The sequence below is a fragment of the Burkholderia sp. SJZ089 genome, from assembly GCF_007828315.1.
Classification (GTDB): domain Bacteria; phylum Pseudomonadota; class Gammaproteobacteria; order Burkholderiales; family Burkholderiaceae; genus Burkholderia; species Burkholderia gladioli.
Genome location: NZ_VIUM01000015.1, coordinates 154719 through 172938, shown reverse-complemented (window position 1 = coordinate 172938; position 18220 = coordinate 154719). Strand labels below are relative to the sequence as shown.

The 18220-nt window shown below is 69.5% G+C and carries 17 protein-coding genes; 11 read left to right on the top strand and 6 right to left on the bottom strand.

The window, feature by feature from the left end; translation table 11 throughout:
- Positions 1 to 46 precede the first annotated feature (46 nt).
- The gene (locus tag FB600_RS26195; protein WP_096752707.1) at positions 47 to 700 is read left to right on the top strand and encodes a transglycosylase SLT domain-containing protein; all 654 of its coding nucleotides are present in this window, start codon (positions 47 to 49) and stop codon (positions 698 to 700) included.
- Between the two features lie 101 nt (positions 701 to 801).
- Here the strand turns inward: FB600_RS26195 and FB600_RS26190 are convergent, their stop codons facing one another.
- Positions 802 to 1089, bottom strand: coding sequence for a DUF1488 domain-containing protein (locus FB600_RS26190; protein WP_013689676.1), 288 nt, complete (start codon positions 1087 to 1089; stop codon positions 802 to 804).
- Between the two features lie 503 nt (positions 1090 to 1592).
- Between FB600_RS26190 and FB600_RS26185 the strand changes: the two genes are divergently transcribed.
- From FB600_RS26185 to FB600_RS26155, 7 genes are all read left to right on the top strand, one after another.
- Positions 1593 to 3545 carry a sigma-54-dependent Fis family transcriptional regulator gene (locus tag FB600_RS26185; RefSeq protein WP_145757555.1) on the top strand — a complete coding sequence of 651 codons (1953 nt, stop codon included), beginning with the start codon at positions 1593 to 1595 and terminating at the stop codon, positions 3543 to 3545.
- A 68-nt stretch (positions 3546 to 3613) separates the two neighbouring features.
- Positions 3614 to 3931 (top strand): 2Fe-2S iron-sulfur cluster-binding protein, encoded by a 318-nt coding sequence (locus tag FB600_RS26180; RefSeq protein WP_096752705.1) that lies wholly within the window; start codon positions 3614 to 3616, stop codon positions 3929 to 3931.
- A 47-nt stretch (positions 3932 to 3978) separates the two neighbouring features.
- Positions 3979 to 5232 (top strand): NAD(P)/FAD-dependent oxidoreductase, encoded by a 1254-nt coding sequence (locus tag FB600_RS26175; RefSeq protein WP_098151805.1) that lies wholly within the window; start codon positions 3979 to 3981, stop codon positions 5230 to 5232.
- A 318-nt stretch (positions 5233 to 5550) separates the two neighbouring features.
- Positions 5551 to 5802: a hypothetical protein gene (locus FB600_RS26170; protein WP_098182656.1), complete on the top strand. Its 252-nt coding sequence runs from the start codon at positions 5551 to 5553 to the stop codon at positions 5800 to 5802.
- Positions 5803 to 6113: 311 nt separating this feature from the next.
- Positions 6114 to 6404, top strand: a complete 291-nt coding sequence (locus FB600_RS26165) for a DUF3331 domain-containing protein (protein WP_013689672.1) — start codon at positions 6114 to 6116, stop codon at positions 6402 to 6404.
- A gap of 398 nt (positions 6405 to 6802) precedes the next feature.
- Positions 6803 to 7108 (top strand): DUF4148 domain-containing protein, encoded by a 306-nt coding sequence (locus FB600_RS26160; RefSeq protein ID WP_013689671.1) that lies wholly within the window; start codon positions 6803 to 6805, stop codon positions 7106 to 7108.
- A gap of 291 nt (positions 7109 to 7399) precedes the next feature.
- Positions 7400 to 7615 carry a hypothetical protein gene (locus tag FB600_RS26155; protein WP_127837746.1) on the top strand — a complete coding sequence of 72 codons (216 nt, stop codon included), beginning with the start codon at positions 7400 to 7402 and terminating at the stop codon, positions 7613 to 7615.
- 123 nt (positions 7616 to 7738) lie between these two features.
- Here the strand turns inward: FB600_RS26155 and FB600_RS26150 are convergent, their stop codons facing one another.
- From FB600_RS26150 to FB600_RS26130, 5 genes are all read right to left on the bottom strand, one after another.
- Positions 7739 to 8680, bottom strand: coding sequence for an alpha/beta hydrolase (locus tag FB600_RS26150; RefSeq protein WP_145757556.1), 942 nt, complete (start codon positions 8678 to 8680; stop codon positions 7739 to 7741).
- A 14-nt stretch (positions 8681 to 8694) separates the two neighbouring features.
- The gene (locus FB600_RS26145; protein ID WP_096752700.1) at positions 8695 to 9195 is read right to left on the bottom strand and encodes a thioesterase family protein; all 501 of its coding nucleotides are present in this window, start codon (positions 9193 to 9195) and stop codon (positions 8695 to 8697) included.
- Positions 9196 to 9197: 2 nt separating this feature from the next.
- The gene (locus FB600_RS26140; protein ID WP_098151802.1) at positions 9198 to 10163 is read right to left on the bottom strand and encodes an L-carnitine dehydrogenase; all 966 of its coding nucleotides are present in this window, start codon (positions 10161 to 10163) and stop codon (positions 9198 to 9200) included.
- 68 nt (positions 10164 to 10231) lie between these two features.
- A complete protein-coding gene (locus tag FB600_RS26135; protein WP_145757557.1) occupies positions 10232 to 11161 on the bottom strand; it encodes a 3-keto-5-aminohexanoate cleavage protein in 930 nt (309 codons plus the stop codon).
- 71 nt (positions 11162 to 11232) lie between these two features.
- Positions 11233 to 12183, bottom strand: a complete 951-nt coding sequence (locus FB600_RS26130; RefSeq protein WP_013689666.1) for a choline ABC transporter substrate-binding protein — start codon at positions 12181 to 12183, stop codon at positions 11233 to 11235.
- Positions 12184 to 12518: 335 nt separating this feature from the next.
- On the opposite strand from FB600_RS26130, the gene FB600_RS26125 reads away from it, so the two are divergent.
- From FB600_RS26125 to FB600_RS26115, 3 genes are all read left to right on the top strand, one after another.
- Positions 12519 to 15878 carry a DEAD/DEAH box helicase gene (locus FB600_RS26125; protein ID WP_145757558.1) on the top strand — a complete coding sequence of 1120 codons (3360 nt, stop codon included), beginning with the start codon at positions 12519 to 12521 and terminating at the stop codon, positions 15876 to 15878.
- 126 nt (positions 15879 to 16004) lie between these two features.
- A complete protein-coding gene (locus FB600_RS26120) occupies positions 16005 to 16295 on the top strand; it encodes a DUF1330 domain-containing protein (protein WP_013689664.1) in 291 nt (96 codons plus the stop codon).
- A 265-nt stretch (positions 16296 to 16560) separates the two neighbouring features.
- Positions 16561 to 18042 (top strand): aminotransferase class V-fold PLP-dependent enzyme, encoded by a 1482-nt coding sequence (locus FB600_RS26115; RefSeq protein ID WP_145757559.1) that lies wholly within the window; start codon positions 16561 to 16563, stop codon positions 18040 to 18042.
- Positions 18043 to 18220 lie beyond the last annotated feature (178 nt).

Here is an 18220-nt window from a genome sequence, read left to right as displayed (position 1 = left end):
GGCCGGGATGGCTATACTATGCGCCCCGGTATCGTTCCCGAGATCCATGCGGCGGCTCACCTGTTCGATCGTCTTCCTGCTAGGCTGCGCGTCCACGGCGTTCGCGGATCCCGCTGCGTCCGATCGCAGCGATGCGGCCATGCTGGCCGCCGCGCCCGCCCTGGCCTCCGGCGTGCCCGCCTCGGGGCCGCTGGCGCAGGGCGCCGAAGCGAGCCACGGCCCCGTCACCACCTACCTGATCCGCAAGTTCGGCGTCGCCCGGCAGAAGGCCGAGCAGATCTCCGACGCCGTCACGCTCGCCTCCGCCAAGTACTCGCTGCCGCCCGCCGTGCTGCTGGCGATCATCTCGATCGAATCGCGCTTCCGGGAAAAGGCCAAGGGCGCCAACGGCGCGACCGGGCTGATGCAGGTGGTGCCCTCGGTGCATCGCGGCCTGGTGCGCAACCAGGACCTGACCGAGCCCACCACCAACATCAAGATCGGCTCGGCCATCCTCTATGGCTACATGCAGGGCGCGAACGGCGACCTCGACGTAGCAATGCGCCGTTACGGCGGCTCGCAGGCCTATGCGCAGAAGATCCGCCTGCGCGCCCAGGAGTTCGATCGCGCGCTCGACACCGACCGGCCCGCCGCCCCGGCGGCAGCCTCCTCAAGCAGCGCGGACGGCGGCGAGCGCCGCTCGATGTCGCGCTCGCGCTAGGCGCGCGCTTGCCCCGCCGAAGCGGCCGAGCCGGCCGTCTGCAATCCGAAGGAATGAAAACGCACGCTTCCCGCGAGAAGCGTCGGCACCGCGCGCCGCGTTCAGCGCTGATGGGCCTCGTGGAAGCGGACGTAGCCGCTGCGCAGCGTCACGCAGCGCGCACGCGTATCGGCCAGCAGCCGCCGGGCGGCGGCCTCGATGCGCGGGCGGTGGTTCGCGAAGGCGCCCAGCATGTCCTCGAAGCTCGGCGACGCCGCGCCGAAATGCGATTCGAGCGCCTCGGCGGTGATCTCGCACCACACCCGCTCGCCGTCGACCAGCGCCGCGAAGGCCAGCGTCAGTTCACGCCCCGAATACTCGGGGGCTTCGTTCGGGAAATGGATCTGCATGGCGCTGCCTCTGCCGTGACGAGAATGCAAAAGGCCGCGCACACCAGGACGGCCTCCGGGGCCAAGGGGGTGAACGCGGGACGGCCGGCAGGCGGCGCGCGAGTCATGAGGGGCGCGCCCGGAACGAGCCGGTTGCATTCACTGTAGACGCTTTGCGCCGACACGCAAGGCCGGTTCGGAGAAACCCCGAGCCGTGCCCCGCGGTGGTGCCGGGCGCCGTCGCTGGGCACCGCAATTCAGCAGCCGCTGCTTAATGCGCGCGTGCCGCAAGCCGCATGGCAGCCGTGCCGCGATCGCCCTTCCACGCCGGGCCGATCGCCTCGTCTTGCGGTGCAAAAAAACCGTTCGGCGCCGCTCGCCTCGCGAAGGCGGGGGCATCGCACGCCGAGGCGAATCGCCATCGCGCCGGCCCGTTCGCGCTTGTATGATGGGCACCTGCGGCGCCTCGGCCAAGGCCCGCGAACCCAACAAGGGCGCACCGACGGCGCCCCAGGAGACAAGACATGCCGCAATCCTCCGTGCTGCCCGCCGCGGACAGCCGACTCGACGTCCTCGCGCAGGCCCATGCGCGCTCGGCCTCGGTCGGGCTGCGCGTGTCGGACCGGCCCGACTACACGCCGCTGTCGGCCGGCGCGCTGCGCGAACTGATCGACGGCAGCCGCTCGCTCTACACGCACGCGCGTCCCGTGATGGAGGCGCTCCACGCACAGATCGCCGATACCCAAAGCCTCGTACTCCTGACCGACCGGGACGGCATGATCCTGCACAGCATCGGCGACGCGGACTTCGTCGAGAAGGCCAACCGCGTCGCGCTGCGCCCCGGCGCCTCCTGGGCCGAGCAGGCGCGCGGCACCAATGCGATCGGCACCGCGCTGGCGGCGCAGCAGGCCATCACCGTGCACGGCGGCGAGCACTTCCTGCGCGCCAACCACGTGCTGTCCTGCTCCTGCGCGCCGATCGCCGATCCCTTCGGCCGCCCGCTCGGCGCGCTCGACGTGAGCGGCGACCCGCGCGGCTTCGGCCCGCACACGCTGGCGCTGGTGAAGATGTCGGCGCAACTGATCGAGAACCACCTGTTCGCCAATGCCTGCGAGGCGGCGCTGCGCGTGCAGTTCCATGCCCATGCCGAGTTCGTCGACTCGCTGTTCGGCGGGCTGGTGGCGTTCCGCGCCGACGGCAGCCTGCTGGCCGCCAACCGCAGCGCGCAATTCCAGCTCGGCGCGCCGCTCGAGGCGCTGCAGGATCGCGCTTGCGACGAGCTGTTCGGCCTGCCCTTCGCGCGGCTCGCCGACCAGGCCGCACGCGAACCGGGCGCCAGCTTCGCGCTGACGCTGGCCAGCGGCGTACGCGTGATCGCGCGCTGCGACTATGCCGATGCGCGCAAGACCCGCATCGCGCCGCGCGCGCCGTTGGCGACGCCGTCCCGCCAGCCGGCGCCGGCCCCCGCCCCGCGCGAGGAGAGCCCCGACGCGATCACGCTGGCCACGCTCGACACCGGCGACGCGCGCATGGCGACGATCCTGCAGCGTGTCGCCAAGATCCGCGGCCGCGACCTGCCGGTGCTGATCCTCGGCGAGACCGGCACCGGCAAGGAATGGCTGGCGCGCGCGCTGCATCACGCCTCGCCGCGCCGCGACGGACCCTTCGTGGCCGTCAACTGCGCGGCCCTGCCCGATTCGCTGATCGAGGCCGAGCTGTTCGGCTACGAGGACGGCGCCTTCACCGGCGCGCGCCGGCGCGGCAGCGCCGGGCGCATCGTGCAGGCCGACGGCGGCACGCTGTTCCTCGACGAGATCGGCGACATGCCGCTGGCGCAGCAGGTGCGGCTGATGCGGGTGCTGCAGGAGCGCGCGGTGGTGCCGCTCGGTGGCGGGCGCGCCCAGCCCGTCGACGTTCGCGTGGTCTGCGCGACCCATCGCGACCTGCGCGCGATGATGGCCCGGCAGGACTTCCGCGAGGATCTCTACTACCGCATCAACGGGCTGTCGGTGACGCTGCCGCCGCTCGCGCAGCGCGGCGACCTGGAGGAACTGGTGCGGCGCATGCTGGCCCGGCTGGCGCGCACCGACGCGCTGCCGGGGCGTGTGTCCCCCGCCGTGCTGGCCGCCTTCGCGCGCTGCCGCTGGCCGGGCAATCTTCGGCAGATGGCCAACGTGCTGCGCACCGCCGGCATGCTGGCCGACGACGCGCCCGAGATCGACCTGGAACACCTGCCCGAGGATTTCTGGCTCGATTGCCCGCGGCAGGCCGACGAGCCGGGGCCCGCGATCGCCGAGGCGCCGCCGGCAGGCGCCCTCGCCGAGCGCGCCGCCACCACGCTCGACGCGCACCAGGCCGCGCTGATCGACGGCACGCTGGCCCGCCATCACGGCAATATCTCGGCCGCCGCGCGCGAACTGGGCCTGGCGCGCAATACCGTCTACCGGCATCTGCGGCGGCGGCGCGGCGAGGCCTGAGCGCGTCGCCGGACCGGGCGCGCATCGGGTATGCTGGCGATCCCGCCCCAAACTCTCTGCTGCCCCTGATGAGCGAATCCGAATCCGCGTTCCAGGTCCGTATCGAGCCGATCGGCCTCAGCTTCGAGTCGCCCGATTCGCTGTCGCTGCTCGAGGCGGCCGGCTTCGATGGCATCTCGCTGCCGCGCTCCTGCCGCAACGGCACCTGCCGCAGTTGCCTGTGCCGGCTGCGCGAAGGCCGGATCCGTTACCGGATCGAATGGCCGGGGCTCAGCGCCGAGGAAAAGCGCGAGGGCTGGATCCTGCCCTGCGTGGCGATCGCCGAATCGGATCTGGTGATCGAATACGAGGCCGATGCCGAGCTGTCCCGAACATCGTCGCGCTAGATACTGTTTCGGTTTCCTCAGCGACTCTCCCTCACCCACCGACCGACATGGATTTCGACGACATCGTTCTGGGCGCCGGCATCGTCGGCGTGTCGATTGCCCGCCATCTGCGCGAGCGCGGCCGCCGCGTCGCGCTGGTCGATCATCAGGCGCCCGGCCAGGGCACCAGCTTCGGCAATGCCGGGCTGATCGAGCGCTCGTCGGTGATGCCCTATGCGTTTGCGCGCAGCCCGCTGGCCCTGCTGCGCTACGCGGCCAACCGCGCCACCGAGCTGTACTGGCATCCGCGTTCGCTGCCGGCCTTCGCGCCCTGGCTGCTGCGCTTCTGGCACGAATCGGCGCCAGCCCGCCATGCCGCGGCCGCGCGCGACCTGCGCCCGCTGATCGAGCGCAGCGTGATCGAGCACGAGGCGCTGGCCGCGCGCAGCCCCGGCGCTGCCGAGCTGATCCACGGCAGCGGCTGGCTCGAGGCGTTCCGCTCGCCGCGCGCGCTCGAACGCGGCGTCGCCGATGCCGCCGAGCTGACGCGCAGCCACGGCCTGCGTTACGCGGCGCTCGACGCCGCGGCGCTACGCTCGCGCGAAGCCTCGCTCGGCGAAGGTTTCGCGGGCGCCATCCATTGGCTCGATCCGAAGGCCGTATCGAATCCCGGCGCGCTGGTGGCCGCCTATGCCGCGCAATTCGAGCGCGACGGCGGCACCCTGCTGCGCGGCGACGCGGCCACGCTGGCCCGGGTGGATGACGGCTGGCGCGTGGACACCGCCGACGGCGAGACCTCGGCGCGCCAGGCGGTGATCGCGCTCGGCCCCTGGTCGGACCTGGTGTTCTCGCGCTTCGGCTATCGCATCCCGCTGCGCGACAAGCGCGGCTACCACATGCATTACGCGCCGCCGGCCGGGCTGCCGCGCCTGTCGGCGCCGGTGGTCGACATCGAGCACGGCTACGTGATCGCGCCGATGCAGCGCGGCCTGCGCCTGACCACCGGCATCGAGCTGGCGGCCCGCTCGCTGCCGCCCACGGGCATCCAGCTGGCGCGCGCCGAACGCATCGCGCGCCCGAGCTTCGGCCTGGGCGAGCGGCTCGACTCGGCGCCCTGGCTCGGCTTTCGCCCCTGCACGCCCGACATGCGGCCGGTGATCGGCGCGGCGCCGCGCCATCGCGGCATGTGGTTCGCGTTCGGCCACAACCATCACGGGCTGACGCTCGGCCCGATCACGGGCCGGCTGCTCGCGCAGGCGATCTGCGGCGAGACGCCGGAGATCGATCTCGCGCCGTTCAGCGCGACGCGCTTCATACGCTGAGGCAATGCCGATTCGAATCGGCATTGCCTCAGCGCGATTAACCGGCGCATAAAGCATTGCCAATCCATTGCGTCGCGCCGTGAATGACGTCAAATGCGCAACGCAGTGTTCACGAAATGAGGACACTGCGTTTCGATCGTCCAACCGCTTAGCCGTCGTATCCATTCCCGACCTGCCTTTCCTGACAGGACTGCCATCCACGCGTCACGCTGCTAGCGGCTTGCGCATTGCATCATTGCGCCTGTTGTCCGGAAACGTTCGACGGCAGGCGCGGTGGAAACAGCCGGTCGCCCGCCGACATTTCGCAAGGAGCCGATCATGATGCGCAAGCCTTATTCGATCCTCGCGGCGTCCGCCCTGCTGGCATTCGCCTCGTCCGCCTTCGCGGCCGGCGATGACGCGCAGGCCCCGTCGCAATCCGCCGGCGCCACCGCCCAGCAGGCGCGGGCGCAGGACAGCGCGAACGTGAATTCCGGCTATGGTGCACAGCCTCGTGACACGGTCGAAGCAGGAAAACGGGCCCAAGACCCGTTCACGATCAACGGCCGATCGATGTACGACGTGCACTGAACCGTCTCCAAGGGCGAGCTACCTCAACACGGTCCTCACCCCAGATGCCTATGCGAGTAAGGCGTCTGCCGTGTGGCTCGCTCCTTTTTCCACCCCGGATCCCCTCCGGGGTTTTTTCTTTGTGCGCCCAACAGGGCTCGTCGATTGTTTCTAAATCGGCAAAATGTAATTCGAGCCAGACAGGATGTTTTTTCTTGTCGCAGGCGCTTACATTTAGCCCCAGATTCTTATTGGAAACCGCTACGGAATCGACAAATCGCAGTTGCAAATACTGCCTAGGCCGATACCGCACGAGCTTTAGGAAACGGCAAATGAAGTCTTCCCAATCAAGGCCAGTGCTCGACGCCTCCGACGTTCACGTCGAAATTCTCGAACAATCCGATACGCTGCTGGTGGTTCGCTGGGTCGAACCCGGCCGCTGCCACTATGGCGAGCAGCGCTGGCGGCGCCGCTTCGCGCAACGCACCGGCACCTGCGCGCTGTCGCGACAGACCATCCAGCGCGGCGAAGAGGTGTTCCGCCCTGCCGAACGTCCCGCCCCCGCGAACGCCGGCGCGATGATCTCCGCCGCCCAGGTGCTGGGCCTGCACAGCGGCAAGTAAGCCGCCCTCAGCCAGACGCCGCGATCCACTCGCGGCGTTTCCTTTTGCGGCGCCTGCCCGCCGCAGGCGTTTCCACACGCGCTCCATGCCCCGCCATGCCCGAAAGCCCCTGCGATTCGCGGGGCTTTCGCTTTTACGTCTGCCGCTCCCTCACCCCGCCGGCCCTCTGCCTCGGTCGCTCGAATCGAGTTGCGGCGCGCCTGCGGGCGATGTCGCGATATCGTTGCCGCCCACGCATTCCTCCGACCATTGACGACCTGCGATTTTATCGATTTAAGCAACGATCTATCACCGAAACCAGTATTTACCCTAGGTATCGCGAGGACTACGATTCACATCACTCGCTGACGACATCCAGTCGAAGGCGACACACCAAACAAAGATACGGAGGTCATATCATGAAGTCGCTCACTCAAGCAGTCGTTGCCGCTCTTGCCCTTACCGCCTCGGTCGCCGCGTTCGCGCAAACGAACCAGCCCGTGACCCGCGCCGAAGTGCGCGCGCAACTGGTTCAACTCGAGAAGGCCGGGTATCATCCGGGCGTCGCGAGCCCGTACTACCCGGAAGACATCCAGGCCGCCGAGGCCCGCGTGGCGGGCACGGACACCAGCGGCTACGGCTCGCAGGCAGCGCCGGTGGTGCGTTCGGGCAGCGCGGTGGCACCGGCTGCCACGGCACGTGACTCGATCTACTTCGGTCACTAAGCAGTAGCTGCGAGGCTGCCCCGGCGGCAGCCCGTTTCGACGACGAGCCCGCCACGGGCTCGTCGTCGTTTTCAGGCCCCAAACCTCCGCCGCCCCATCAGGGACGGCTTAGCCCGGGCGCCTGGCGCCCGGGCCTTTTTTCGATCCGGGGGCACCCGTCCCGATCGGAACGAGCTGGAGAAGGCCCGCATCATCGTTGCCGGTGGTGCAACAATGTGTTTCTTGGGGATCGTGGAATACGGCGGCGCGAGCCGCGTTTCGCCGCGCCGGATTCCAGCACGATCCCGAGCCGTGACGAACGGCACGATCCTCGACGAGGTCGTGCCGTTTTTCATTTTGGGTTCGGTGGATCCTCTGACGATTTCCAGGCCCGGGAAGGCGATTGTTTCCTCGAGCCAAGGGCAATCTCACCAGCGCGAGCCTTTATTCGCCGGCGCTCTCGCAATATCGGCAAATCGACGTTTTGCCAGCCGAATCGCAGAAGATTCCTTCTGTTTTTCATTTTGAAAGCCGTCGAACGGCTTTCTATACTCGACTCGCAGCTGTTCTCGTGCCAACAGACGGCGTGCACTCCGCCTCGGTCCGGCTTCGGTCCGGGGTATTTTTTTGGCAGGAACGAGACGGCACCGCTCATCGGGATGCCGCGTGCCGGTCCATAGCGGCTTCCAGGAATTCGCAGATCGTCGCGTGCATCCGGGCCGCGCCCGGGCTGAGGTCGAGCGCGCGCCAGCAGCCGTGCACGAGGCCGGAGCCGAAGTGGAAATGCGCCTCGCCGCCAGCCGCGACGATGCGCTCGACGTAGACGCGCGCATCGTCGCGCAGGGGATCGTGCTCGGCACCCACCGCCAGCAGCGGCGGCAAGCCCTCGAAGCGGGCCGCGAACAGCGGCACGGTGCCGGCCGGCGGCGCGGCATCGCCCCAATAGAGACGCCGGTACAGGCGCACCTCGTCGAGCGTCAGCATCGGCGCATGCGCCTCGGTTTCGGCGGCGGGCGATTCGGGTTCGAGGCCGAGCATCGGGTAAGCCAGCGCGACGGCCGCGAGCTCGGCGCCGAACCAGGCGGCCACGCTGGCCGCCAGCGTGCCGCCCGCGCTGTCGCCGGCAACCGCGACCGGCAGCGCCGTCGGCCCGAACGGCAGGCTGCCGCCCAGCGCGGCGCGCGTCACGGCACGCACGTCATCGTGCGCGGCCGGGGCGCGATGCTCGGGCGCCAGCCGGTAATCGACGGCGATCACGTCGAGGCCGGTATCGGCCGCGATCCGCGCCGTGATCGACGCGTGGCTGTCGAGCGAGCCGAGCACGAAACCGCCGCCATGGAAGAACAACACCGTGCCGCGCGGCTGCTCGCGGGCCCGGTAGCGCCGCAAGGCAAGGCGATGTCCCGCCGGCGCGAACATCACGGCATCCTCGGCGACCACGCCGGGCGGCAGCCGGGCCGGCGTCCAGCGCGCGGCGAACGCCTCGTAAGCCTCGCGCAGCGCCTCGATCGACAGCGCGCGCGGATCACCGCCATCGCCGCCCTCGGCCGTCACGCGCGCGACGAAGGCGGCGATTCCCGCTTCCAGCGCCATCGCCCGCGCCTCGCTCAGCGCGCGGGACGCGCCGGCGGCAAGCCGATCACGCGCCCCGCATAAGCGGGAGCCGGCAGCCCCTGCTGCCGCGCCACCATCCCGGCCAGCCGCTCGGCCACGTCGGCATCGAAGGGCGCCGCCTTCGGGCCGCCGGTGTCGATGTGCATCAGCATCTGCTCGCTGGCCGACACGGGCCCCGCCACGCCTTCGGCGAACATCTCCAGGTACAGATGGATGCGCTTCACGTCGACCGCCAGCACGCGCGCGTCGACATGCACCACCGTGCCGAGCTTGATCTCGTGCAGGTAGTTCAGGTGCGCCTCGAGCGTGTAGATCGAGCGCTGCCGCGCGCGGCGCGTGGCGTCGTCGAGGCCGATCCGCTCGATCAGCGCATCGCTCGCGTAGCTGAAGATCAGCAGGTAGAACGCATCGCGCAGGTGCCCGTTGTAGTCGACCCATTCCTCGCGCACCTGGTCGCGATACACGGTGAAGCCGCTGGCCGTTGCCGTCGTCATGCTCAGTCCTCGTAGCGCATGCCGTGGCGCGCCTTGACGCGCGAGATCGCCTCGATCACCTCGGTGATGCACTCGTCGCGATAGCGTTCCAGCGCCTTGATGCTGCGCTCGCCCTGCTGCTCGGCCGTGCCTTCCACCACGCGGTCGATCAGCTCGTCGGTCAGCGTGGGCGCCACCAGCTTGGTCCAGGGCAGCTCCAGCGCGGGCCCGAACTGCTTCATGAAGTGGCGCATGCCGGCATCGCCGCCCGCCAGCGTGTAGGTCAGGAAAGTGCCCATGAAGGACCAACGGATGCCGGCGCCGAAGCGGATCGCGTCGTCGATCTCGCCGGTGGTCGCCACGCCCTCGTTGACGAGGTGCAGCGCCTCGCGCCAGAGCGCCTCCAGCAGCCGGTCGGCGATGAAGCCGGGCACTTCCTTGCGCACCCGCAGCGGGCGCATGCCGAGCGCGGCGTAGATGCCGATGGCCGCCTCGACGGCCTCGGCCGAGGTGCGCTCGCCGCCCAGCACCTCGACCAGCGGCAGCAGATAAACGGGGTTGAACGGGTGGCCGACCAGGCAGCGCTCGGGATGCGTGGCGCGCGCGTAGAAATCGGTGGGCAGCAGGCCCGAGGTGGACGAGGCGATGATCGCGCCCGGCTTGGCCGCGCGGCTCACCTGCTCGTGCAGCTCGAGCTTCAGCGCCTCGCGCTCGGGCGCGCTTTCCTGGATGAAATCGGCATCGGCCACGCAGGCCTCGATGGTCGCGACGAAGCGCAGCCGCTCGGGCGAGGCGCCCGGCTCCAGCCCGACGCGCTCCAGCGCGGGCCAGGCATTGGCGATGTTCGCGCGCAGTTGCTGCTCGGCGCCCGGCGCCGGGTCCCAGACGACCACGTCGAGCCCGTGGGCGAGCGCGCGCGCCACCCAGCCGCTGCCGATCACGCCGGTGCCGATCGCGGCGAAGGTCTTGATATCGGTGATCACAGTCATGTCGAATCCTTGGCTTTCCTGAATGTCTGGCGGCGCGGCGCCTGGTGCGCGCGCCGCCGCTCGTGATGTCACGCGAATTCGGCGATCGCGCGGCGCTCCAGCAGGCGCTGGCCGCGCGGCGGCAGGCCCAGCTTGGCACGGCCCTCGGCGGGCGTCAGCACGCGGGCGCCGAGGCGCTCGACGATCTCCCGCGCGCGCTGCACCAGCGAGCCGTTCGAGGCCGGCACGCCGCGATCCAGCCAGATGTTGTCCTCGAGGCCCACGCGCACGTGGCCGCCCAGCAGCATCGCCTGCGCCACCATCGGCATCTGCATGCGGCCGATGCCGAAGCCGGCCCAGTGCGCGCCGGGCGGCAGGTTGTCGACCATCGCCTTCATGGTGCCGGTATCGGCCGGCGCGCCCCAGGGAATCCCCATGCAGAGCTGGAACAGCGGCGGATCGTCGAGCAGGCCTTCCTTGAGCAGCTGCTTGGCGAACCACAGATGGCCGGTATCGAAGATCTCCAGCTCGGGCTTCACGCCGAGCTGCTGGATGCGCTTCGCGCCGGCGCGCAGCTGGGCCGGCGTGGACACGTAGATATAGTCGCCGTCGCCGAAGTTGAGCGTGCCGCAGTCGAGCGTGCAGATCTCGGGCAGCAGTTCCTCCACGTGCGCCAGGCGCGTCAGGCCGCCCACCAGGTCGGTGCCCTGGCCGAAGTGCATCGGCGCCTCGCCCGCGCCGATCTCCAGGTCGCCACCCATGCCGGCCGTCAGATTGATGATCACGTCCACGTCGGCCGAGCGGATCCGGTCCACCACCTCGCGGTACAGGCTCGGGTCGCGGCTGCCACGCCCGGTTCGCGGGTCGCGCACATGGCAGTGCGCGACCGTCGCGCCGGCGCGGGCCGCCTCGATCGCCGCCTCGGCGATCTGCTTGGGCGTGACGGGGATCGCCGGGTGCTTGCCGACCGTGTCGCCGGCGCCCGTCACGGCGCAGGTGATGATCACTTCATGGTTCATTGCGATTGCCTCGTTGCTTGCATGGACGCCCTCGCGTCCGGTTGATCGATGTCGCGTGCCGGGCGGCGGCCTTACATGCCCAGCGCAGCCTTGACGGTAGCCACGCCGTCCTTGCCGTCGAAGCTCTTCACGCCGGACAGCCAGCCGTCGAGCACCTGCGGGTGCTTGCGGATGTAGTCCTTGGCGGCGTCGGCCGGGCGGGTCTTGTTCACCACGGCCAGCATCAGCTGGTTCTCCATCTCGGTGGTGAAGCGCAGGTTCGAGACCAGCTTGCCGGCGTTCGGGCAACGCTCGGCGAAGCCGTTCGCGGTCAGCGTGTAGACGCGCGCCTCGCCGTAGTTCGGCCCGAACGAGGCGTCGCCGCCCGACAGGTAGTTCATCTGCAGCTGGATGTTCATCGGGTGCGGTTCCCAGCCGAGGAACACCACCCACTTCTTGTCGCGCACCGCGCGCTCGACCGTCACCAGCATGCCGGCCTCGCTCGACTCCACCAGCTTGAAGCCGCCCAGGCCGTATTGATTGGTGTCGATCATCTTCTGGATGGTCGCGTTCGCGCTGCTGCCGGGCTCGATGCCGTAGATCTTGCCGTCGAGCTCGGCGCGATGCTTGGCGATGTCGTCGAAGGTCTTCAGGCCGGCCTGGTATTCATAGGCCGGTACCGCCAGGGTGGCCTTGGCGCCCGACAGGTTGGGCGGCTCCAGCACGGTGATCGACTTCGAGTCGAGGAAGGGCTGCAATTGCTTCTGCTGCACCGGCCACCAGTAGCCGAGCGAGACGTCGATCTGCTTGGCCTTCAGGCCGGCGAACGAGATCGGCACCGAGGAGATGGTGGTGGTCGGCTTGTAGCCGAGCGAGTCGAACAGCATCGAGGCCAGGGCCGTGGTGGAGGTGATGTCGGTCCAGCCGATATCGGAGAAACGCACCGTGCGGCAGGCGGCGGCATCCTGGGCAAACGACGGCAACGGCAAGGCGGATGCCGCGGCCAAGGCCACGACCAGCGCGAGGGTCTTGCACGACTTCATGTTGGCTCCCTGTTCGGCGGTTGTCTCGCAGGCGGATGATGGGGACGACGAGGCCTGCACCGTGGAAGCAAAAATAACGGGCCATATTCGGCCCGAGGCGACCGCCGGCGACGTTTTGTTGACTGCCAGCGACCTTGGGGGGAAACCATGAGGCCGGGGCTCGCGGCTTGGAGGGCGGGGGTTCGGGGCAAATCGCGGGCGCGGCGCGATTGTCCCGATGCGGCACGGCGACCGGCGCCGGGATGATCCAGCCCAAGCCGGCCGGCCCGCGCCGGTGTCGAAGCGAGGTGGCGCACGTAGAATACCTACCGCGCCGCTGCCCGCCCCCCTTCGACATGCCCTTTTCCTATACCCGCAAACAGATCACCAACTGGCTGGGTCCCGCCACGATGGCCAAGGCCCGCAGCTATGAGAACGCCGTCTCGGACCTGCAGTGGCGGGAGGATCGCGGCACGCTGAGCGCCAAGGTGCAAGGCACCCACTCGCGTCCCTACGAGGTGAGCATCAGCTTCCGCGAGGGCGACGAGGCGGGGGACACCTGGATCGACAACGAATGCACCTGCCCGGTCGGCTATCTGTGCAAGCACGTGGCGGCGGTGCTGGTGGCCGGTCTCGATCAACAGCCGAAACCCCCGGCCACGGGCGTGCGTCCCGAACTGCTGACCTGGCTGGAAGGCTTTCGCACGGCCCGCGTGGCGTCCAAGGGGCGCGGCACCAAGCCGGCGGCGGCCAGGGCCACGCAGGGGCTGGCCTATGTGATCGCCGGCACCTACCAGGGCAAGCCGGAGATCTTCCTCTACAAGGCGCGCATCGGCGCCGACGGCGCGATCCGCTCGTTCGGCGATCCCTGGCGCAACCTGGAAAACGCGCTGGTCCAGCCGCCGAAGTTCGTCGTGGAGGACGACCTGGCGATCCTGCGCGGCTTGTGGCTGGAACGCAGCCGCTCCTACATCGGCGGCTTCCGGCTGAATGGCAGCGGCGGCGCCGCCATCATGGACAAGATGATCGCCACCGGCCGCGCCTTCGTCTCGTCCACGGCGCAGTTCGCCTCGTGGAGCGAGCCGCGCGCCCTGCAACTCGCTGCGGCGCGCCCGGGCCGGATCCACTGGCATACGCTGTCGGACACGCGGATCCAGCCGATCCTGCAGACCGAGCCGCCCGCCGCCCTGCTGCTGACCACCACCGAGCCCTGCTGGTACCTCGACGCGCAAACCGGCGAGGCCGGCCCGATCGAACTGCCCTGGCCGGCCGACGAACTCGCGGAATTCCTGGCCATGCCGCCCGTCACGCTCGACGAGGCCGTGCTGGTGGGCAAGGTGATGCAGGAAGTGGCGCCCGACTTTCCCCCGCCGCCCGCGCCCGTCTCGGCCAGCGTGCAGGTGATCGACACCGAGCCGCTGCCGCGGCTGTCGCTCGACACGCTGCCGGTGTGGACTTTCGGCCGCTCCTCGCCCAACACGCAGAACGCCCTGGATTTCGCCACCGTCAGCTTCGAGTACGACGGCCACGCGCTCGCCGCGCAAGGCAATACCACCCTGGTGCGCAGCGCGAACGGAGAGGTGGTGCAGGTGCGCCGCCGGCTCGAGGCCGAGCAGAAGCGCCTGGCGGAACTGCATCGGCTCGGGTTCGGCAAGATGCCCACGAGGCTCGTTCATGGGCCCAAGCCGTTCCCCGACGGCATGCTCACGCCGCGTTATCCCGACGACTGGCCCGACTTCGTCAGGAACCTCGTGCCGGCCTTGCGCCGCGACGGCTGGCAGGTGGTGATGAGCGATGCGTTCCGCCACAACGTGGCCGAGGTCGAGTCGATCGACGGCGTGCTCAAGCAGGCCGGCGAAGGCTGGTTCGAGCTGGAAATGGGCATCAGCGTCAACGACCGGATCGTGCGCCTGGAGCCGCTGCTGGCCGAGCTGTTCCGGCGCGACACGCGCTGGCTGTCGGGCCGGCTCGACGCGATCGACGACGACGAGATCATCGAGCTGCTGACCGACCGGCGCGAACGGCTGCACCTGCGCGCCGCCCGCCTCAAGCCGGTGGTGCGCGTGCTGATCGACCTGTTCGACACGATCGGCGCCGGCAGCCTGCGCCTGTCGGCCTGGGACGCGGCCCGGATCGAGGCGCTGAACCAGACGGGCCGCTGGCAATTCCACGGCGATGCCGCAATCCGGCAGCTCGCGCAACGGCTGGCGAGCGGCCAGGGTGTCGACGAGGCGCCGGTGCCGCGCGGGCTGCGGGCCGAATTGCGCGCCTACCAGCGCCAGGGCCTGAACTGGATGCAGTTCCTGCGCGAGCAGAACCTGGCGGGCGTGCTGGCCGACGACATGGGGCTCGGCAAGACCGTGCAGACGCTGGCCCACCTCCTCGCCGAGAAGGAAGCCGGGCGGCTCGACCGGCCGGCCCTGGTGGTCGCGCCCACCACGCTGATGCACAACTGGCGCGAGGAGGCGCGACGCTTCGCGCCGGACCTGCGCGTGCTCGACCTGCATGGGCCGCAGCGGCGCGAGCGCTTCGACGAGATCCCCCGGCACGACCTGGTGCTCAGCACCTACGCCCTGCTCTGGCGCGACCAGGCGGCGCTCGCCGAGCACGACTACCACCTGCTGATCCTCGACGAGGCCCAGTACGTCAAGAACGCCTCCACCAAGGCGGCCGCCACCATCCGCGAGTTGCGCGCGCGGCATCGGCTGTGCCTGACCGGCACGCCGCTCGAAAACCATCTGGGCGAGCTCTGGGCCCAGTTCGATTTCCTGCTGCCCGGCTTCCTCGGCACGCAGCGCGATTTCTCGCGGCGCTGGCGCACGCCGATCGAGAAGCACGGCGACACGGTCCGGCGCGAGTTGCTGGCGCGGCGGATTCGCCCCTTCATGCTGCGCCGTCGCAAGGACGAGGTCGCCGCCGAACTGCCGCCCAAGACCACCATCCTGCGCAGCGTCGAGCTCGACGGCGCCCAGCGGGACCTCTACGAAACCGTGCGCGCCGCGGTGCACGAGAAGATGCGCAAGGCCGTCGCCGAGAAGGGGCTGGCGCGCAGCCATATCGTGGTGCTCGAGGCGCTGCTGAAGCTGCGCCAGGTGTGCTGCGATCCGCGCCTGGTCAAGCTCGAACGGGCCGCGCGCGTCAAGGAATCGGCCAAGCTGGCGCTGCTCATGGAGATGCTGCCGGAACTGATCGAGGAAGGGCGCCGCGTGCTGCTGTTCTCGCAGTTCACGGGCATGCTCGAGCTGATCGCCGAGGCGCTCGACGCCGCCGGCATCGCCCACGTGATGCTGACCGGCCACACCACCGACCGCGTCACGCCCGTGCAGCGCTTCCAGCAAGGCGAGGTGCCGCTGTTCCTGATCAGCCTGAAGGCCGGCGGCGTGGGCCTGAACCTGACGGCCGCCGATACCGTGATCCACTACGACCCGTGGTGGAACCCTTCCGTCGAGAACCAGGCGACCGATCGCGCGCATCGGCTCGGGCAGGACAAGCCGGTGTTCGTCTACAAGCTGATCGTGGCCGGCAGCGTGGAGGAGAAGATCCTGGTGCTGCAGGAGCAGAAGGCGGCGCTGGCCAGCGCGATCCTGTCCGAGGATGCCGCCGGCGCCGTCAAGTTCTCGGCCGACGACCTCGATGCCCTGTTCGAGCCGATCCCGGCCGCGCCCGCTTCGGCGGCGCCGCGCCGGCGCGCCAGGAAGGAACCTGCCGCCGGCTGATCGTCCGGGCGATCGATCGGCGGGATGGGGCGCGCCGACTTCCGCCCCCGAATTCCCGTAATATCGCGCTGGAAGAATGCCTCGCGCGAGCGCATTCGCCTATCGCCCCTCCCGGAGACAACATCCATGGCAAAAGCATACTGGCTCAGCATCTACCGCAATATCTCCGATCCCGACAAGATGGCGGCCTACGCCAAGCTGGCCGCGCCGGCCGTGACCGAAGCCGGCGGCCGCTACCTGGTGCGCAACACGCCGGCCGAAGTGTTCGAGTCGGGCCTGCAGCAGCGCGCGGTGGTGATCGAGTTCGACAGCCTCGAAGCCGCGCTGGCCGCGCGCAACAGCCCGGCCTACCAGGCCGCGCTCAAGGAGCTCGGCGACGGCGCCGAGCGCGATTTCCGCGTGGTCGAAGGCGTCTGAGGCCTTGACACGGCAGGCTCCGGCGCCCGCCGGGGCCTGGCGGTCCAGGCGCCTGCTTGCGCGTCTCTTTCACCCATCTTCCGTTTCACCCGCCTCGGCAAGTCGTTCTCGCCAACCCGCTCCTCGCCACACGATTTCCGTCCCGACGCTAAGCAAATAGAAAAATCTTCTATTCAAACGCGGAATCGCGGCTGAATTTGGAGCCTTTTTCTTGATGGCTCCCCGTATCATTTCCGCATTCCCTGGCGGCAATGAACGAACGACCATGAGCGAGAACCTCCACCTCCACTACCTCGACTACGCAGCGACCACCCCGGTGGATCCGCGCGTGATCGCCTCGATGGCCGAGTGCCTCGGCGCCGACGGCATCTTCGGCAATCCGGCCTCGAGCTCGCATCTGGCGGGCCGGCTGGCGCGCGAGAAGGTGGAACAGGCCCGCGCGCAGGTGGCCGCGCTGATCGGCGCCGACGCCGACGAGATCGTCTGGACCTCGGGCGCCACCGAATCGAACAATCTCGCGCTGAAGGGTTATGCCGACAAGGCCGGCGAGCGGCGCCACCTGATCACCAGCCGCATCGAGCACAAGGCCATCCTCGACACCATGGTCAGCCTCGCGAAGCACGGCTTCGTGGTGAGCTACCTGGCGCCCGCGCCCAATGGCGAGATCAGCGCCGAGGCGGTGGCCGAGGCCATCGCCCCCGATACGGGCCTGGTTTCGCTGATGCTGGTCAACAACGAGATCGGCACGCTCAGCGACATCGCCGCGATCGCGCGCGTGGTTCATGCGGCCGGCGCCCTGCTCCACGTCGACGCGGCGCAGGCGCTCGGCAAGACCGCGATCGACGTGCGCGCGCTCGGCGTCGACATGCTGTCGATGTCGGCGCACAAGGTGTATGGCCCGAAGGGGATCGGCGCGCTGTATGTGCGGCGCGAGATCGCCGAGCGGATCGCCCCGCAGATGCACGGCGGCGGACACGAGCGCGGGCTGCGCTCGGGCACCCTGGCCACGCACCAGATCGTCGGCATGGGCACCGCCTGCGAAGTGGCGGCCGCCGCGCTGGAGAGCGACACGGCGCGCATCGCCACCTTGAGCGAGGGCTTGCGCGATGCGATCCTCGCGATCGGCGATGTCTCGCAGAACGCGCGCGAGGCGCGCCGCATTCCGCATACGCTGAGCCTGACCGTCAACGCGCCGGGCTTCCAGCCCTTCATGCTCGGCGAGGCGCTGGCCGTATCGTCCACCTCGGCCTGCAATTCGGCCGCCGGCACGCCCTCGCATGTGCTCACCGCGATCGGCCTCGATGCGCAGGCGGCGGGACGCACCGTGCGCATCAGCGTCGGGCGCTTCACCACGGAGCAGGACGTCGAGTTCGCGATCGCCCGCTTTCGCGAGGCGATCGAGCGATGTCGCGAGGCGGCCGAGCGCGGGTTTACCGCTTCCGGGCAGATTCAGCCGGAGGACTTGAAGGCGATCCGCAATGCGGGCTTCCGCTCGGTGATCTGCAATCGGCCCGACGGCGAGAGCGCGGATCAGCCAGATTTCGCGGAGATCGAAAAGGCGGCGCGCGAGTCGGGAATCGAGGCACGTTACCTGCCGGTGGCTGCCGGGCAGCCGATCGGCGATGAGCAGGCCGAAGCATTCGGCGCGCTGCTCGACGAACTGCCGAAGCCGGTGCTGGCCTATTGCCGCAGCGGGCGCCGGGCAAGCCTGCTGAGGGAGCGGCTGGCGGCGCTGCGGCCGGCTTGAAGGAGACATGCATCCTCCGTCTTGCAGGCGCCACCGTGCGCCATTGCCCCGCGCCGGCAATCATGATTTCGTCGCATGTCTTGCATCTCTCGCCGATTTGGAACGGGGAAACCAGCCGATACCGCCAGCCGCCCGCTTTCCATCCCGAGATGAAGAACTGACCCGGGCCGGCACCGAT

Excerpts from the sequence above, each read along its gene's own strand:
- FB600_RS26195 (WP_096752707.1), top strand. The coding sequence starts at position 47 with ATGCGGCGGCTCACCTGTTCGATCGTCTTCCTGCTAGGCTGCGCGTCC.
- FB600_RS26190 (WP_013689676.1), bottom strand. The coding sequence starts at position 1,089 with ATGCAGATCCATTTCCCGAACGAAGCCCCCGAGTATTCGGGGCGTGAA.
- FB600_RS26185 (WP_145757555.1), top strand. The coding sequence starts at position 1,593 with ATGCCGCAATCCTCCGTGCTGCCCGCCGCGGACAGCCGACTCGACGTC.
- FB600_RS26180 (WP_096752705.1), top strand. The coding sequence starts at position 3,614 with ATGAGCGAATCCGAATCCGCGTTCCAGGTCCGTATCGAGCCGATCGGC.
- FB600_RS26175 (WP_098151805.1), top strand. The coding sequence starts at position 3,979 with ATGGATTTCGACGACATCGTTCTGGGCGCCGGCATCGTCGGCGTGTCG.
- FB600_RS26170 (WP_098182656.1), top strand. The coding sequence starts at position 5,551 with ATGATGCGCAAGCCTTATTCGATCCTCGCGGCGTCCGCCCTGCTGGCA.
- FB600_RS26165 (WP_013689672.1), top strand. The coding sequence starts at position 6,114 with ATGAAGTCTTCCCAATCAAGGCCAGTGCTCGACGCCTCCGACGTTCAC.
- FB600_RS26160 (WP_013689671.1), top strand. The coding sequence starts at position 6,803 with ATGAAGTCGCTCACTCAAGCAGTCGTTGCCGCTCTTGCCCTTACCGCC.
- FB600_RS26150 (WP_145757556.1), bottom strand. The coding sequence starts at position 8,680 with ATGGCGCTGGAAGCGGGAATCGCCGCCTTCGTCGCGCGCGTGACGGCC.
- FB600_RS26145 (WP_096752700.1), bottom strand. The coding sequence starts at position 9,195 with ATGACGACGGCAACGGCCAGCGGCTTCACCGTGTATCGCGACCAGGTG.
- FB600_RS26140 (WP_098151802.1), bottom strand. The coding sequence starts at position 10,163 with ATGACTGTGATCACCGATATCAAGACCTTCGCCGCGATCGGCACCGGC.
- FB600_RS26135 (WP_145757557.1), bottom strand. The coding sequence starts at position 11,161 with ATGAACCATGAAGTGATCATCACCTGCGCCGTGACGGGCGCCGGCGAC.
- FB600_RS26130 (WP_013689666.1), bottom strand. The coding sequence starts at position 12,183 with ATGAAGTCGTGCAAGACCCTCGCGCTGGTCGTGGCCTTGGCCGCGGCA.
- FB600_RS26125 (WP_145757558.1), top strand. The coding sequence starts at position 12,519 with ATGCCCTTTTCCTATACCCGCAAACAGATCACCAACTGGCTGGGTCCC.
- FB600_RS26120 (WP_013689664.1), top strand. The coding sequence starts at position 16,005 with ATGGCAAAAGCATACTGGCTCAGCATCTACCGCAATATCTCCGATCCC.
- FB600_RS26115 (WP_145757559.1), top strand. The coding sequence starts at position 16,561 with ATGAGCGAGAACCTCCACCTCCACTACCTCGACTACGCAGCGACCACC.